Annotated in this window: 12 protein-coding genes and 1 tRNA gene; 8 read left to right on the top strand and 5 right to left on the bottom strand. The window is 39.9% G+C overall.

Annotated features, from left to right (window positions below):
• The first annotated feature begins 37 nt into the window (after positions 1-37).
• Positions 38-1,294, top strand: a complete 1,257-nt coding sequence (locus FTU83_RS09610) for a diguanylate cyclase (protein WP_180004192.1) — start codon at positions 38-40, stop codon at positions 1,292-1,294.
• Between the two features lie 84 nt (positions 1,295-1,378).
• Here FTU83_RS09610 and argG read toward each other — a convergent pair whose 3' ends face one another.
• On the bottom strand, positions 1,379-2,722 hold the full coding sequence (gene argG / locus FTU83_RS09605) for an argininosuccinate synthase (protein ID WP_078192912.1): 1,344 nt from the start codon (positions 2,720-2,722) through the stop codon (positions 1,379-1,381).
• A 618-nt stretch (positions 2,723-3,340) separates the two neighbouring features.
• Here argG and lldP point away from each other — a divergent pair.
• The 7 genes from lldP (at position 3,341) to FTU83_RS09570 (ending at position 12,262) form a co-directional block, all read left to right on the top strand.
• On the top strand, positions 3,341-5,008 hold the full coding sequence (gene lldP / locus FTU83_RS09600; protein WP_180106296.1) for an L-lactate permease: 1,668 nt from the start codon (positions 3,341-3,343) through the stop codon (positions 5,006-5,008).
• A gap of 32 nt (positions 5,009-5,040) precedes the next feature.
• On the top strand, positions 5,041-5,784 hold the full coding sequence (gene lldR / locus FTU83_RS09595; RefSeq protein ID WP_078189144.1) for a transcriptional regulator LldR: 744 nt from the start codon (positions 5,041-5,043) through the stop codon (positions 5,782-5,784).
• A 2-nt stretch (positions 5,785-5,786) separates the two neighbouring features.
• A complete protein-coding gene (lldD, locus tag FTU83_RS09590; protein WP_078192909.1) occupies positions 5,787-6,941 on the top strand; it encodes an FMN-dependent L-lactate dehydrogenase LldD in 1,155 nt (384 codons plus the stop codon).
• Positions 6,942-7,261: 320 nt separating this feature from the next.
• Positions 7,262-8,953, top strand: coding sequence for a D-lactate dehydrogenase (gene dld / locus FTU83_RS09585; protein WP_180106308.1), 1,692 nt, complete (start codon positions 7,262-7,264; stop codon positions 8,951-8,953).
• A gap of 181 nt (positions 8,954-9,134) precedes the next feature.
• Positions 9,135-11,171, top strand: a complete 2,037-nt coding sequence (locus FTU83_RS09580; RefSeq protein ID WP_180106298.1) for an NADPH-dependent 2,4-dienoyl-CoA reductase — start codon at positions 9,135-9,137, stop codon at positions 11,169-11,171.
• 87 nt (positions 11,172-11,258) lie between these two features.
• Positions 11,259-11,348, top strand: a tRNA-Ser gene (locus FTU83_RS09575).
• Positions 11,349-12,049: 701 nt separating this feature from the next.
• Positions 12,050-12,262, top strand: coding sequence for a hypothetical protein (locus FTU83_RS09570; protein WP_111885766.1), 213 nt, complete (start codon positions 12,050-12,052; stop codon positions 12,260-12,262).
• A 60-nt stretch (positions 12,263-12,322) separates the two neighbouring features.
• Here the strand turns inward: FTU83_RS09570 and FTU83_RS09565 are convergent, their stop codons facing one another.
• From FTU83_RS09565 to FTU83_RS09550, 4 genes are all read right to left on the bottom strand, one after another.
• On the bottom strand, positions 12,323-12,616 hold the full coding sequence (locus tag FTU83_RS09565; RefSeq protein WP_078192906.1) for a hypothetical protein: 294 nt from the start codon (positions 12,614-12,616) through the stop codon (positions 12,323-12,325).
• A 166-nt stretch (positions 12,617-12,782) separates the two neighbouring features.
• Positions 12,783-13,139, bottom strand: coding sequence for a hypothetical protein (locus FTU83_RS09560; protein ID WP_180106300.1), 357 nt, complete (start codon positions 13,137-13,139; stop codon positions 12,783-12,785).
• A 216-nt stretch (positions 13,140-13,355) separates the two neighbouring features.
• Complete coding sequence (locus tag FTU83_RS09555; RefSeq protein ID WP_180106302.1) at positions 13,356-14,102, bottom strand: hypothetical protein; 747 nt, start codon at positions 14,100-14,102, stop codon at positions 13,356-13,358.
• 88 nt (positions 14,103-14,190) lie between these two features.
• Positions 14,191-14,889 (bottom strand): 3'-5' exonuclease, encoded by a 699-nt coding sequence (locus tag FTU83_RS09550; protein WP_180004204.1) that lies wholly within the window; start codon positions 14,887-14,889, stop codon positions 14,191-14,193.
• Positions 14,890-15,598 lie beyond the last annotated feature (709 nt).

The raw sequence follows: 15,598 nt of genomic DNA, 5'->3' as shown, positions 1-15,598 counted from the left end.
TTTTAAATGACTAAAAAAATTAGATAAATGCTTGGAAATGGAATACAAGTATAACCTTGCAAAGTTGCAATACGATAAAGAAAAAATAGAGGAACTGATTACACGGCAAACTCGTCGTGTAGGGGAAATGTTTCCTAAAAAACTGGAAACTCAATTTTGGACTTTAAGTCTCGATCGTGCACAAACCAACATACGTCATTTTTTTTGGATGGGAGTGTTGATCTACTTTGTGCTCACGATGCTGATCATTCCCGGAGATTACTGGATAATTAATCAACAGCATTTTGTGCATGATTTTATTCGTTGTTTGCTTGGTCAGCTCAATGGTGCGCTGTGTCTTTTGGCTTTATATACCTTTGCCCGTTACGACCGTCTGAAGCCTTATTTTTCACATGCCAGTATGTTTGTAGTGTTTTGGGCTGTTATTTCAATGTCTTGGCTCACCATGACCGTGTATACCGAAGCACTTAAACATCAGGCCATGATGATCCTTTGTATGATTTACATCTTGAGCTATATTTTGACGGGGGTTAAACCAGTCCAAATGTTGATGTCTGGCTTGTTGGCTGCTGTGGTCACCATGTTGATGCTTTTTTCATTAGAAGTGAAATTTGATGTGATGGTGTTGGGGCGTGTACTGATTGGAAGCTGTGTATTGGGTTTTGCAATCAGTAAGATGCTTTGTGCACGTGAACGGATGATATTTTTGAATATGCTGCGCGCGGATATTAGTGAAAAAATCCATCGTATTCATACCACAGAGCTTTTACATTTAAGTCAGCATGATGAATTAACCAAGATTTCAAACCGACGTACTTTTGATGAAATGCTTGATACCTTTTATGAGCAATCTCGACGTAATAACACCTCGCTTGCTGTGCTATTTATCGATGTTGATCATTTTAAAAACTATAACGATTTCTACGGTCATCAAAAAGGCGATGATGTAATTTCAACCATTGCCAAAACCATTAAAAATGCCATTCGACATATGGATTTTGTAGCGCGATATGGTGGTGAAGAATTTGTGGTTTTATTGCCTGAAACCGATGCGCATGGTGCTTATGCGGTAGCGTCAAATATTTATAAAGCAATCGATCGTTTAGAAATTCCACATGCCAAATCACAGGTTTCAAATCACGTCACTATTAGTTTGGGTATTACGGTATATCGTGCTGAAAATATGACGAAGGATGAACTGTTAAATATTGCCGATCAGGCGTTGTATCGTGCGAAACAATTAGGCCGGAATCAAATTTACTATCAGTCGATTCGTTCAGCGCATGTGGCTTAATGTTTAATAAAATTGAGAAATTCTTTGAAATCGGCAATAAAAAAACCGCGCAAGCTACGCGGTTTTTTTATGACTCAACAAATCTTATTTGTTTTTGTCTTTTAATTGAGGCACTGCAGAACCTGTACCTACTGCAAGTAAGCCAGAGTTTGTGTAGATGCCTAATTTAGCGCGAGTATCTGTGATATCCAAGTTACGCATAGTCAATTGACCGATACGGTCAGCAGGACTAAACATAGAGTCACCTTTCTCCATAGTTAAACGCTCAGCTTCATAAGTGAGGTTAGGAGATTCAGTGTTTAGAATAGTGTAGTCATTACCACGACGAAGTTCTAAAGTCACAGTACCTGTGATTGCTTTAGCAACCCAACGCTGTGCAGTTTCACGAAGCATTAAAGATTGAGAATCGAACCAACGACCTTGGTAAAGAAGACGACCTAAACGCAGACCGTTAATGCGGTATTGTTCGATGGTGTCTTCGTTATGAATACCAGTCACAAGACGCTCATAAGCGATGTGAAGAAGCGCCATACCCGGAGCTTCGTAGATACCACGAGATTTTGCTTCAATGATACGGTTTTCGATTTGGTCTGACATACCTAGACCGTGACGACCACCGATACGGTTGGCTTCAAGAATGAATTCAACAGGGTTTTCGATACGTTTGCCATTTAATGCAACAGGGAAGCCTTCTTCGAAAGTTACAGAAACTTCTTCAGCTTTAACTTCTACGTCATCTTTCCAGAAAGCAACGCCCATGATTGGGTCTACGATTTTGATACCCGCATTAAGGTATTCAAGATCTTTTGCTTCGTGAGTCGCACCTAACATGTTTGAGTCAGTTGAGTACGCTTTCTCTTTTGACATTTTGTAGTCAAAACCATTGTCGATTAGGAACTGTGACATTTCTGCACGGCCACCTAATTCGTCAATAAAGGTTTGGTCTAACCACGGTTTGTAAATTTTAAGTGCTGGGTTAGTCAATAGACCATAACGGTAGAAACGTTCAATGTCGTTACCTTTATAAGTCGAACCGTCACCCCAGATGTTTACGTCATCTTCTTTCATTGCGGTTACAAGCATTGTACCTGTAACTGCACGACCAAGAGGAGTCGTGTTGAAATAAGGCATACCACCAGTTGAAATGTGGAAAGCGCCACATTGAATAGCCGCAATACCTTCTAATGCAAGTTGTAAACGACAATCAACTAAGCGAGCTTTAACTGCGCCATACGCTTCCGCTTTTTTTGGAATCGCATCGTAGTCGTCTTCATCAGGTTGACCTAAGTTTGCTGTGTAAGCATAAGGTTCTGCACCTTTTTGTTTCATCCACAAAAGCGCAGCTGAAGTATCTAGACCACCAGAGAAGGCAATACCAACTTTTTTGCCAACTGGGACATTCTGCAAGATAGTTGCATTATCAGTCATTGTTAATCCTAACGATATAAATATAGGCACCGAGAATGGGTGGCCTGAAAGAATACATATATGTGCGCGATTGTAGCACTTTTCTGCACGGTTTTTCTAAAAAATCATGAGATACAAGCGATGAAGTGGAAAAAAATGATCGTTGAAATCTATTGTTGAATACTTCATCTAGTTTTTGCAGGCGGAAAATGCATTTTCTGAAAGAAATAGGATGCAAATATAAAGAAATCTATTTGATTTAAATAAATGGTCATACCATTATTGGGTTAATTTGGTTTTTATACTTTTCATTGAAATGAGACTGAAGTCAAACAAAGCTTGGTTATTAGACTAAAGTATATTTTATAGAATTTATTCATAAATAATAAATACAAAACAGATATTTAAAAGTTGATATGGAAGTTTTTAAAAGGGAAAATAATGTTTTTGTATTATTTATTGGTCATACCAAAAACAAGAAAAGCTTGAATGATTGAGTTTAATTAATTAAAAATTGCGGAGTATTTCAGCAATAGTATGAGTTTTTATGTCTTTGATTTTTATATTGGTCATACCAATTAGAAAAGACCACATGCTGATATTGCTCAATAATTAAATCTTAGTAAGCATTTCAAGGAGATGACAATGCTTCAATGGCAGCAAATATATGACCCAATGGGGAATATATGGATATCAAGTTTAATTGCGCTCATTCCGATTATCTTTTTTTTCTTGGCGCTTGCTGTATTTCGTTTAAAAGGCAGTGTGGCAGGTACGATGACCGTTGTACTGGCACTGTTGGTGTCTTTATTTGCCTATGACATGCCTGCGCTTATGGCATTGGCTTCGATGGTCTACGGTTTCTTCTACGGTTTATGGCCGATTGCATGGATCATTATTGGTGCGGTGTTCCTGTATAAAATTTCAGTCAAAACTGGGCAGTTTGACATTATCCGTTCTTCGATTCTTTCCATTACTGAAGATCAACGATTACAGATGCTGTTAGTTGGCTTTGCTTTCGGTACTTTCCTCGAAGGTGCGGCGGGCTTTGGTGCCCCTGTGGCGATTACTGCAGCACTATTGGTAGGTTTAGGCTTTAAGCCTTTATATGCGGCAGGTCTTTGTCTGATCGTAAATACAGCGCCAGTGGCTTTCGGTGCGATGGGTATTCCAATTATCGTTGCTGGGCAAGTGTCTGGTGTTGATACGATGGAAATCAGTCAGATGGTTGGTCGACAGCTGCCATTTATGGTGCCGATTGTACTGTTTTGGATTATGGCGATTATGGATGGCTGGCGCGGTGTGAAGGAAACTTGGCCTGCAGTTGTGGTTGGCGCGAGTAGCTTTGCGATTGCACAGTACCTAACCTCGAACTTTGTCGGTCCTGAATTACCCGATATTACCGCGGCGATTGCCTCTTTAGTGTCATTAACGATTTTATTTAAATATTGGCAGCCTAAACATATTTTCCGCTTTGCAGATCAAGATGCGACGATGAGTGAAGATGTTGCTGCACAAAAACAGCAAAAATATAGCTTGGGTCAAATTGCAAAAGCGTGGTCGCCATTTGCGATCTTAACGGTGATGGTTACGATCTGGAGTATTAAACCGTTTAAGGATTTATTTACTAAAGACGGTGCCTTACATGATTTAGTTATTTCGATCAAAGTGCCATTTTTACATCAATTGGTTCAAAAGATGCCACCTGTCGTACCTGAAATGAAGGACTACGATGCCATCTATAAATTTGATTGGTTTTCGGCAACAGGTACGGCAATTGTCATTGCTGCGATCATTACCATTATTTTCTTAAAAATGAAGCCGAAAGACGCGATAGTGACCTTTGGTGAAACCATTAATGAATTAAAAATTCCAATTTATTCGATTGGGATGGTCTTGGCTTTTGCATTTATCGCCAACTATTCAGGGATGTCAGCAACATTGGCATTAGCACTTGCGCATACAGGTCAAGCCTTTACTTTCTTCTCGCCATTTTTAGGATGGCTTGGTGTATTTCTAACGGGTTCAGATACGTCAGCCAATGCACTATTTGCTGCATTACAGGCAACTACTGCACAGCAAATTGGTGTACCAGAAGTATTACTCGTTGCTGCCAATACCAGTGGTGGTGTGACTGGAAAAATGATTTCACCCCAGTCCATTGCAATTGCATGTGCGGCAGTTGGCTTGGTAGGTAAAGAGTCTGATTTATTCCGTTTTACCGTAAAACACAGTATAACGTTCACAATCATGATGGGGATTTTAATCACCCTACAAGCTTATGTGTTCCCTTGGATGATTCCATAACACGCATTGTGTAACAACGTTAAGGAAAGCAGATGAAAGTCTCTGATAAAACTGTTCAAAGTCTTCGTGTATTGATTGAAGAAAGCAATATGCAAGTTGGAGATCGTCTGCCTGCTGAACGGAAACTGTGTGAACAACTTGGCGTCTCACGCACCTCTTTACGCGAAGCGATTTCTCAATTGACCAGCATGGGCGTGTTGGTCAGTAAAGTCGGTGCGGGGACTTTTTTAAAGCAATTACCTGCGACTTGGTCGAGTTATCAAATTGTGCAGCCCATCAGCAGTTTGATTAGTGAAGACCCTGCCTACCGTTTTGATGTGCAAGAGGCGCGCATTATTTTGGAAGGTGGTACCGCATGGTATGCGGCACAACGTGCTACAGCAGAGGACTTGGCACATATCCGACATTATTATGATCAGATCAATCATTTTCAGGCCTTAGGCAATGACGATGAAGCCGCGCGTGCAGATGCCAAATTTCATTTAGCAATTGCTGAAGCTTCACACAATTTAGTGTTGATTCAGATGATGCGTGGTCTATTTGATCTGTTGCAATTTAATGTCGTTTTAGGTCGTCGAAAAGTTTATAGCGAAGCACACCGATTTGATCAATTGCATGATCAGCATTTTCAAGTCATGAATGCAATTGAACGTCGTGATCCTGAAGCTGCACGTAAAGCAGTCTGTGGACACATTGAGTTTGTAGTACAACAGGTGCGTATGATTGATGAAGAAGAAGCTCGACGTCAGCGTGCCAGTCGATTAAACAGGATATAAGCATGATTATTTCTTCTGCCAATGACTACCGTGAAGCGGCACGTCGTCGTTTACCGCCATTTTTATTCCATTACATCGATGGCGGGGCGTATGCCGAATATACCTTAAAGCGTAATGTAGAAGATTTATCAAAAATAGCGTTGCGTCAACGTGTGCTAAATGACATGTCACAGCTGAGTCTAGAAACCCAACTGTTTAATGAAACCTTATCGATGCCTGTGGCTTTATCACCTGTGGGTTTAACAGGGATGTATGCACGCCGCGGCGAAGTTCAAGCAGCCGTTGCCGCAGATAAAAAGGGCATTCCATTTACGCTGTCTACCGTTTCAGTTTGTCCAATTGAAGAAGTGGCGCCAGCGATTCAGCGTCCCATGTGGTTTCAGTTATATGTGCTACGTGACCGTGGCTTTATGAAAAATGCCTTAGAACGTGCCAAAGCAGCAGGCTGTTCAACTCTGGTGTTTACCGTGGATATGCCTGTTCCGGGCGCACGTTACCGTGATGCACACTCGGGGATGAGCGGCCCAAATGCTGCCATGCGCCGTTATATGCAGTCGTGTTTCCACCCACACTGGGCGTGGAATGTGGGTTTATTAGGTCGTCCGCATGACTTAGGGAATATTTCTAAATACTTGGGCAAACCAACAGGTTTGGAAGATTATATCGGCTGGTTGGGTAATAACTTTGACCCATCAATTTCATGGAAAGATCTTGAGTGGATTCGTGAATTTTGGGATGGCCCGATGGTCATTAAAGGCATACTTGACCCTGAAGATGCCAAAGATGCAGTGCGTTTTGGTGCAGATGGCATTGTGGTGTCAAACCATGGTGGTCGTCAGCTCGATGGGGTTTTATCATCAGCGCGTGCATTGCCACCAATTGCCGATGCAGTAAAAGGCGATATTAAAATTCTTGCGGACTCAGGTATTCGAAATGGTTTAGATGTGGTGCGTATGCTGGCTTTGGGTGCGGATACCTGTATGCTCGGTCGCGCCTTTGTTTATGCGCTCGGTGCAGCAGGTGGTGAAGGTGTTTCCAATCTTTTAGAACTGATTGATAAAGAAATGCGTGTTGCGATGACCTTAACAGGTGCAAAAACCATTGCGGATATTACATCTGATTGTTTGGTGAAGTTAGAGAAAGAGTTGGCTGGGTGATTTTTTGAATCGATCTCTTGGGAAAGTTATTCGTCATCAAAAAAAATTAAAAAATGAAAGTTCCCTCTCCTTGTAGGAGAGGGTTAGGGAGAGGTATTTATTGATTAATTCTCCTAACCCTCTTGTGTAGCATTGCTACTCATCCCAAAGGGAGAAGGGATATTCATTATAGATTTTAATAACAATGACTAAAAACTTTTGATATGTGCAAATAAACCTACGTTGTTTAAATTATTTAAATCAATATTTTTTTATTGCATAACAATGCAATTCCTCTTTAGCGAGGAGAGAAAATAATGAAAATGGAAAATTCTACGAGCATGCAAACTCAATCATTACAAACCATTCAAAACCTCATCAACATCGTCGGTAAGCAACACGTTTTAACTGAAGATAAAGACACACGTTTATACCGCCAAGGTCGCCGTTACGGTGCAGGAAAAGTATTGGCTGTGGTTACACCGGGCTCTTTGCTTGAGCAATGGCAAGTGCTGCAAGCGGCTGTGGATGCAAATTGTATTGTGATTATGCAAGCCGCCAATACAGGTCTGACAGGTGGTTCAACGCCGTTTGGTGATGACTATGACCGTCCTGTGGTGCTGATAAGTACTCGCCGTTTGGTTGGCATCCAAGTGATTAATGAAGGCAAGCAAGTGATTTGTCTACCGGGTGCAACATTAGACAAACTTGAAAAAGATTTGCTGCCATTTAATCGTGAACCACATTCGGTGATTGGTTCTTCGTGTATTGGGGCATCGGTTTTGGGCGGCGTATGCAATAACTCAGGGGGTGCTTTGGTACGCCGCGGTCCTGCCTATACAGAGCTTGCACTGTATGCACAAGTGAATGAGTCAGGTGAGTTAGAGTTGGTCAATCATCTAGGTGTCAATCTTGGCAATACGCCTGAAGAAATCCTCACAGCGCTGGAAAATAAAAATTATCAAATCAATGACATTGTGAATAATTCAAGTTGCTGTGCATCAGATCAACGCTACTCACATGATGTTAAACAAGTCGATGAAAATACACCTGCACGTTTTAATGCAGATCCGAGTCGACTATTTGAAGCATCAGGTTCAGCGGGTAAAGTCTGCGTCTTTGCAGTACGTTTAGATACCTTTGAAAAAATTCCTAGTCAGGTGTTTTATGTGGGAACCAATTCGCAAGATGATTTAACAGAAATTCGTCGTTTTCTATTAAAAGATCTTGCACGCCTCCCGATTGCAGGTGAGTACATTCATCGCGTGGCATACGATATTGGGGCTGAGTACGGCAAAGACTCTTTTGTATTTATTGAAAAATTTGGCACTGCAAAAGTTCCTGCTGCTTTTGCCATGAAAGATAAAGTCGATGGCTATTTAGAAAAACTGGGCTTGCGAGGTTTGTCGGATAAAATTTTACAACTCGTTACTAAATTTATGCCGAATCATCTGCCAAAACGGATGAATGAATTCCGTGATTTATATGAACATCATTTGATGATTCGTATTGAAAATCAGGATGTTGATCAAGTTGATGCGTATTTGAAAACGTATTTTTTAGACAAAACCTCAGGCAATTATTTTAAATGTACGGATGAAGAAGGACGTAAGGCTTTTTTACATCGCTTTGCGGTGGCAGGTGCTGCCATTCGATATCGTGACACGCATCGTTCAGAAGTGGAAGACATTGTTGCACTGGATATTGCATTACGTCGCAATGATCGTGAATGGGTGGAAACTTTGCCGAAAGCCATGGATGAGCAAATTATCCATAAACTCTATTATGGTCATTTCCTCTGTCATGTTTTTCATCAAGATTATATTGTGAAAAAAGGTGTAGACCCTTTGGCAATGGAACATGCAATGTGGCATTTACTTGATGATCGTGGCGCTGAATATCCTGCAGAACACAATGTTGGACATTTATATGTGGCGAAGCCTGCATTAAAAAATCATTATCAAAAACTGGATCCGACTAATAGTTTTAATGTCGGGATTGGACAAACCAGCAAGCTGAAACATTGGAAATAATGGTTTTAAAAACAACATGCCGTGATGTGATATATCACGGCTTTTTTATGAGTGAATAATTTATGCGTTACACGGTATTGACCATAAATGCGAAGAATATTTTCTAAATTGTCATCCCAAAATATAAAAAAACCGCTAAAGTGTTATGCAACAAGTTGCAAAGCCAAAATAAGGATTCAGCATGACAACGACTAGCTATGCAAATATTTTAAAGCCTTTACATTTGGGTTTTACCACGATTAAAAACCGTGTCGTGATGGGGTCCATGCATAGTGGGCTGGAAGATCGTTTTTATAATTATCCTAAGCTTGCGGCTTATTTTGGTGAGCGGGCGAAAGGTGGTGTCGGCCTGATTATTACAGGCGGTATTTCGCCAAACCGTCAAGGTTGGCTGTTACCTGCTGGCGGAACCATGAATACTTTAGGTGATATTGCTCCGCATCGCTTGGTGACCCATGCAGTACATAAACATGGTGCCAAAATTTTAATGCAAATCTTGCATGCTGGGCGTTATGGCTATCAGCCTTTTGCAGTGTCAGCAAGTCCGATTAAATCTCCGATTTCACCTTTTAAACCACGTCAATTAACGGACAAACAAATTCTTTCAACCATTGATGATTATGTCAAAACGGCAAGTCTTGCACATAAGGCCGGCTATGATGGTGTTGAAATTATGGGTTCAGAAGGCTACTTGTTGAATCAATTTTTAAGCCGTCATGTCAACCAACGGACAGACCGTTGGGGCGGTGAAATTGAAAATCGTATGCGCCTTGCGGTTGATATTGTGAAATCAATACGTGCTGAAGTGGGTGAGAAATTTATTATCTGCTTCCGTTTGTCATTGCTTGATTTGGTTCATGATGGGAACACCATGGCAGAAGTCATTACTGTTGCTAAAGCATTGGAAGCAGCTGGTGTGACGTTATTGAACACGGGTATTGGTTGGCATGAAGCACGTATTCCGACAATTGTGACCTCAGTGCCTCGCGCAGCGTTTGTGGACTATACCGCTGAAGTCAAAAAACATGTTGCGATCCCTGTCATTGCGTCCAACCGTATCAATATGCCAGATACAGCTGAAGAAATTTTAGCTTCAGGCAAGGCAGATATGGTGCAAATGGCACGTCCATTCTTGGCAGATCCATTTTGGGTAAATAAAACGGCGACCAACCGTGTCGATGAAATTAATACCTGTATTGCCTGTAACCAAGCCTGCTTAGATCATACTTTTAAAAATCAGCGTGCGACGTGTTTGGTCAACCCACGAGCGGCATATGAAACTGAATTGGTTTATTTAAAGACCAAAAAACCGAAGCGTATTGCAGTCGTCGGTGGTGGCGTGGCAGGCATGTCTGCAGCTACGGTTGCGGCAAGCCGAGGCCATGCGGTGACATTATTTGAAGCTGGTGCAGAGGTGGGTGGTCAATTTAATTTGGCAAAAGTCATTCCCGGCAAAGAAGAATTTCATGAAACGATTCGCTACTTTAAAGTTCAAATCGAAAAAACGGGTGTGGATTTGCGTTTAAATACGCGTGTAAACCGTGAACAGCTTGAACGTGAAGGGTTTGAGGAAGTTGTTATTGCAACAGGTGTGGTTCCTCGCAGCTTAAAAATTGAAGGTAGTGATGCACCGAATGTCTTGTCTTATGCAGAAGTGCTGAAAGGCGCAGCTGTGGGGGGTAAAGTTGCTGTGATTGGTGCAGGCGGCATTGGCTTTGATGTATCTGAATTTTTACTCAAACCACCACATCAGCCACAACCAATGCCTTTAGCTGATTGGCAGCGGGAGTGGGGTGTTGATCCAAATCCAAACTACATAACAGAAGGTGGTATGCAGGCTGCTGAGCTCGAACCTCCTGTTCGTGAAATTTATTTATTACAACGTAAAACAACTGCAATTGGTGCTGGGTTAGGTAAAACATCAGGCTGGGTACATCGTGCACAATTAAAGAAAAATGCGGTTCGTATGCTGCGTGGTGTTCAATACAAAGCCATTACTGATGAAGGTCTTTGGGTTGAACATGCAGGGCATGATCAATTATTACGTGTAGATACGATTGTCGTTTGTGCAGGTCAGGAATCGGTAAAGCATTTGATGCCAGAACAGGGTGAGAAAACCCTTGCCAATTACCATATTATTGGTGGTGCAAAACTAGCAGCAGAGTTAGATGCGAAACGCGCAATACGAGAAGGTGCGGAGCTTGCGGCTAAACTTTAAGGATTTGGCGAAACAATATTCATTTGAATGGTTTAGTTGTAATTTTTACTTGTCAGATGAATAAAACCTCCGTATTATGGCGCACATGGAAGCGTGGCAGAGCGGTTTAATGCACCGGTCTTGAAAACCGACGAGGGCGCGAGTCCTCCGTGAGTTCGAATCTCACCGCTTCCGCCATATTCAAAAAAGCCCCTGTAGTGATACAGGGGCTTTTTTTTGTCTTAGATTTTAATTTGAGACGGCAATCTTATTCATTAGTATTTTTAAGCAATGCTAAAAATGAATATCAGACTTAAAATTCAGGTCAGATATTAATGCAACGGTTGTCAAAGCTTGAATTAAAAATAAGAGAAAAGAATGTTTATAGATTGATAGTGTTGAATTTATTTTTAATGGCCTATTTATTTAAATCTTTCACAAGCATTGGGCAGAGCTATGATCGCTTATTTTGAAAAAATATCAATTGTATTTTATTTGATCAATTGTTTTGAAGTGTTAGCACGGCTTGGCAAGAGAATTGAAAGTGCTATATTTAAATCACGGTAGGTCATAAAACGACGCTACCAATAAGTTGGACGGATCAATGACAGCTCGTTGAGTTTCGTAATATTTTAGTCTTAAGATATTGCAGACAATAAATCAGCACTAGCCTTCCAACATAGAGCCCGCAGCGATGCGGGCTTTTTAATGCCATTTTAGATTTGAGAATATAGTGCTTTTGTCAAACAATAATTAAATAGTCAACCTATGTTGTTGATATATAATTACTAAAGTAAAATAAGTTTACATTGCCATGAAATCTAACATTTACAAAGCAAGTTAATGTGTAAAGGTGTGATATAAAAAATGCAATTATTAAAACAAGTAGAGACGTTACAATGACACAGATGATTGACATAAAGGTAAAGGACCAATTTAGTCAGGTTTATGAAGCACAAGCTTTGGTGCGTAATCCTTCAGAAGAAGATTCAAGAGGGCTGTTTCATCGCATTGAACATATCATTATTGCTGGTGAAATCATCCTACCCAGTATCGAACTACTTTTTGAAAGTCAAAAATCGGACAGTATTTACAAGCTTTTAGAAGCTTAAATTGAATGAATAAAAAAAACTCACCTTATGGTGAGTTTTTTTTATTTTAGAGTTAAAAATTTAAGTTGTTTGATCTACTTTAAATTGATTCAAAATATAAGAGAGTAACTGATATCGCGTCATCGGATTGCTAGAAGACAGTTCAACGTCTTGTTTACGCACTTGAATTTCTTGAGTTAAAACTCCAGCTTGAAAACGTTGCACGATCATATGATCTTTTGATACATCATGGTCGGTCAGCACTAGTTTTGGTCCAAGGTGCAGATGTCCAATCGCATCTAGACATTGTTCAAGGCTGCTATATAGGTTGAAAAGGATGAGTGCCTGATCATTAGAATAATTGGCTAAATTCATTTTTATTATCCATGGTCAAAAATTATTGAGCAGGAATAGTGTATATGAATTGAGCAACAATAATCTGTATGGATTATTTTTCATTTAATGTCTATCTAGCTAACTTTGGTTAAATCATTGAGACAGCTTAAATCTTTATGAAAAATAAGTTGGAATTCGCTTTAAATTAAAGCGGCTTGAATAGCAATGGGACATCATAACGGGCAAATTCTTCAATGATACTGTTTAAAATCAATTGAGCTTGAGGTTCCGCTGCTGTAAAGGTGAGTTCTTGGTTCGTTTGGCTGTTGAAGCATTCAACTTGTTCTATACGCCAAATTGTTTCAATGGCTGTATTTTGAATGATCACACGTCGAGGTTGTAATTCGTCACTAATTTTTCGTGGCATGACATAGGTAATGGCCAATTGAACATTGGGCAATTCATCTTGTGAGGTTAAGAATGTAAACACCCAATTGCCAATTTTGCTGAGTTGCATTGGATTATCGAAAGAATCAAATTCTAAACAAAATTGTTGTGACATTGACATGCTCAAACGCTAGGAGGTCGGTTTTATTCTTGCGATTTTTACTGTTAATTGACATTAGGGGAAGGTCGTATAAAACAGCAGTTAAAACCATAAAAGAAATAAGTGAATCGATAAAGTTAATAAAATTCAATTTCTTATATTGATATGTGTGAGGAATAACTCACCTCATTAAGTTGTTTTTTGAATGAGAAGTGAGGAAAAGTCTCTAAGTCAAACCAGTTGTTGCAGATTTTTTATACTGTAATTAATTTGCTGTAATGCATGTTGTAAGAGTTTAGGTTGAATATTGGATTCATTTAGACAGGTTATCCATTGCATCTGACAGGCTTTTAATTCTGCAATGTCCGTGGCCTGTTGAATATTAAGCATTAATTTTTTTGCCATCAGCCCACAATAACGCTGTAAGTAACTGCACATAAAATTCTGTAACTCATCAAAATCGTGCTCGATGAAATCAACAGTTTTTTCCGGTAATACAGGGTCGTTCGTTGTCGTAGTTTCAGGTGTGGCTTGTGGGAGTTGATGGGGTGTAGAGCCCATCGCATCCATTGGCAGGGAGTCAGTTATTTCGTGCTGTGAATGAGTATGAGGAACTTCCATCGTTGGCATTGAAACTTCATTAAAAGTCACATGTTCTTGCGCTGTGAGATCAGATGCAGGGCTAAGGTTATTGAGATCGGGCGTTTTGCTAGGCGCTATTTTAGGAGTATTAAAAGCAGAAAAATCGGAGTTTTGAAGGCGTTGATGATCATGTGCTGTAATTGGCTGAATCAGCCCAAGTTCCATTAGTTGCTCGAGCAATGTCTCTTCAGCAATCCGCTGCTGATAATGCAATGGCATTTGGTTAAAGTCATCACTACCAATTAAGAGTAGCAGACGACGTTGTCTTGCATTTAATGCGAGCTGTCGGTCTTTTAAAGTTTGAAAACCCAGCTCAGTTTTTTGATAGTTGAACATGCCTTAATTCCATAGCTCAAAAGAATTAAGGCAATCCTATGCAGTGATAATGACAGTAATATTAAGAAAATATTAAATAATCAATGATTTATAAAGTAATAACAGCAGAGTTTTCTAAAGCTTTACGCAAATAAGGGTCTAAGTCATCTTGGCGTAACAGCCATTGCACATAGTCTGCAGGTAATTCTGCAATTGCGGTACCACGATGTTTACCAAAATTAATACTGCGAGGAATGCGAGCATCTTCCGAAGCTTCGTATAATTCTTCGATGCTGTTGATTTTTAAGTGATGCACAATATGCATCAAAATATTGGCAGTTAAAATAATATCCATATCTGCGCGGTGAGCTTTACGGATCATTTCACGGGCTTTTTCACTGCCTTTGGTGATCATATATATCAAGGCAGAAATATTATGCGCTTCTGCATCAGGCCATACTCGACGAGCTAGCGCAAGGGTACAAATGGCTTTGATTTTTGAACTATCTACACCGCATTTTTCGAGCGCTCGAATATCGTAGTCGATATTATGCCCAATGATATATGTCGTCTCTGATGGGAGTTCAAAACTGCTGTAGTGGGGCTGACCTTCAAGATCTGATTCTAAAATATGATGAACAGCCATCGCTGCAAAAGAAATAGCTTCATCACAACGATATAGTTGATCAAAAATTTTAGATTTATCTAGGGTAATTTTGGCATCTGCCACCTGAATTGGAGCATAGGCAATCTCGATGGGTTGTCCATTTAGTGTATGGGTTTCTGTGTCGAGAATGATGGCTTGCATGTCCAGTTCCAGCATGTTGAATAATGTTTATGAATGTACATGATCACATCCACACTGACAAACCCATGCTGTGATTATTTGTAGGAATATTATGAAGATGGCTGCGCAGTGTTTAAATAATCTGCTTTTATCGCATCTGCCGAAATAAAACCTTTACAGCGGGATAAAGCTAAACCATCTTCTAAATCGACTTATTTTAAAGGCTTTTGTCTATCACGATATTCAAAAATGGCACATAACATATGATCATAATCTAAAATGATAAAACGCTATTATTGGAATGTGATCTCATAGCAATTAAACATCTGTTTTAACAATCTTTGAAAAAAGCTTTGATTTGCACTAAGTTGATTCAGCTCTCGAATACGTCCATTGTCTGAATGATGATGAATTTTGAGTAGTCATTTTTGCTGATAGGTACTTGCTGCAGTCATACGTTTATAAGTGACTTTTGCAGTTTGAGATTTTCACTTTTGAACCGCGGACAAAATAGCCTAAGACAAAACCTAAAATAGAGAAAATCAATATGTGCTACATGCATAGTCCATAAATCTATTTTGTTAAAAAATCTAATCTAAAAAATTAGGGTCTGTTGACATTTGTTGATTAAAAAAATAGCGAGATAGTAAAATTAAATCGCCAAACCCAATTTTACACTCGCTATGCCTCGAACAATGCTAAATGATCAACACTGGTCCAAGTTACTTGC

It is taken from the genome of Acinetobacter sp. YH12152 (genome assembly GCF_013418285.1).
GTDB classification, from domain to species: domain Bacteria; phylum Pseudomonadota; class Gammaproteobacteria; order Pseudomonadales; family Moraxellaceae; genus Acinetobacter; species Acinetobacter amyesii.
The sequence above is the reverse complement of the archived record's forward strand: the minus strand, read 5'-3'. Positions and strand labels throughout refer to the sequence as shown.

Coding starts and splice junctions, on each gene's coding strand:
- lldD (WP_078192909.1), top strand. CDS start 5,787: ATGATTATTTCTTCTGCCAATGACTACCGTGAAGCGGCACGTCGTCGT.
- FTU83_RS09570 (WP_111885766.1), top strand. CDS start 12,050: ATGACACAGATGATTGACATAAAGGTAAAGGACCAATTTAGTCAGGTT.
- FTU83_RS09580 (WP_180106298.1), top strand. CDS start 9,135: ATGACAACGACTAGCTATGCAAATATTTTAAAGCCTTTACATTTGGGT.
- FTU83_RS09560 (WP_180106300.1), bottom strand. CDS start 13,139: ATGTCACAACAATTTTGTTTAGAATTTGATTCTTTCGATAATCCAATG.
- lldR (WP_078189144.1), top strand. CDS start 5,041: ATGAAAGTCTCTGATAAAACTGTTCAAAGTCTTCGTGTATTGATTGAA.
- FTU83_RS09550 (WP_180004204.1), bottom strand. CDS start 14,889: ATGCAAGCCATCATTCTCGACACAGAAACCCATACACTAAATGGACAA.
- FTU83_RS09610 (WP_180004192.1), top strand. CDS start 38: ATGGAATACAAGTATAACCTTGCAAAGTTGCAATACGATAAAGAAAAA.
- FTU83_RS09555 (WP_180106302.1), bottom strand. CDS start 14,102: ATGTTCAACTATCAAAAAACTGAGCTGGGTTTTCAAACTTTAAAAGAC.
- argG (WP_078192912.1), bottom strand. CDS start 2,722: ATGACTGATAATGCAACTATCTTGCAGAATGTCCCAGTTGGCAAAAAA.
- dld (WP_180106308.1), top strand. CDS start 7,262: ATGCAAACTCAATCATTACAAACCATTCAAAACCTCATCAACATCGTC.
- lldP (WP_180106296.1), top strand. CDS start 3,341: ATGACAATGCTTCAATGGCAGCAAATATATGACCCAATGGGGAATATA.
- FTU83_RS09565 (WP_078192906.1), bottom strand. CDS start 12,616: ATGAATTTAGCCAATTATTCTAATGATCAGGCACTCATCCTTTTCAAC.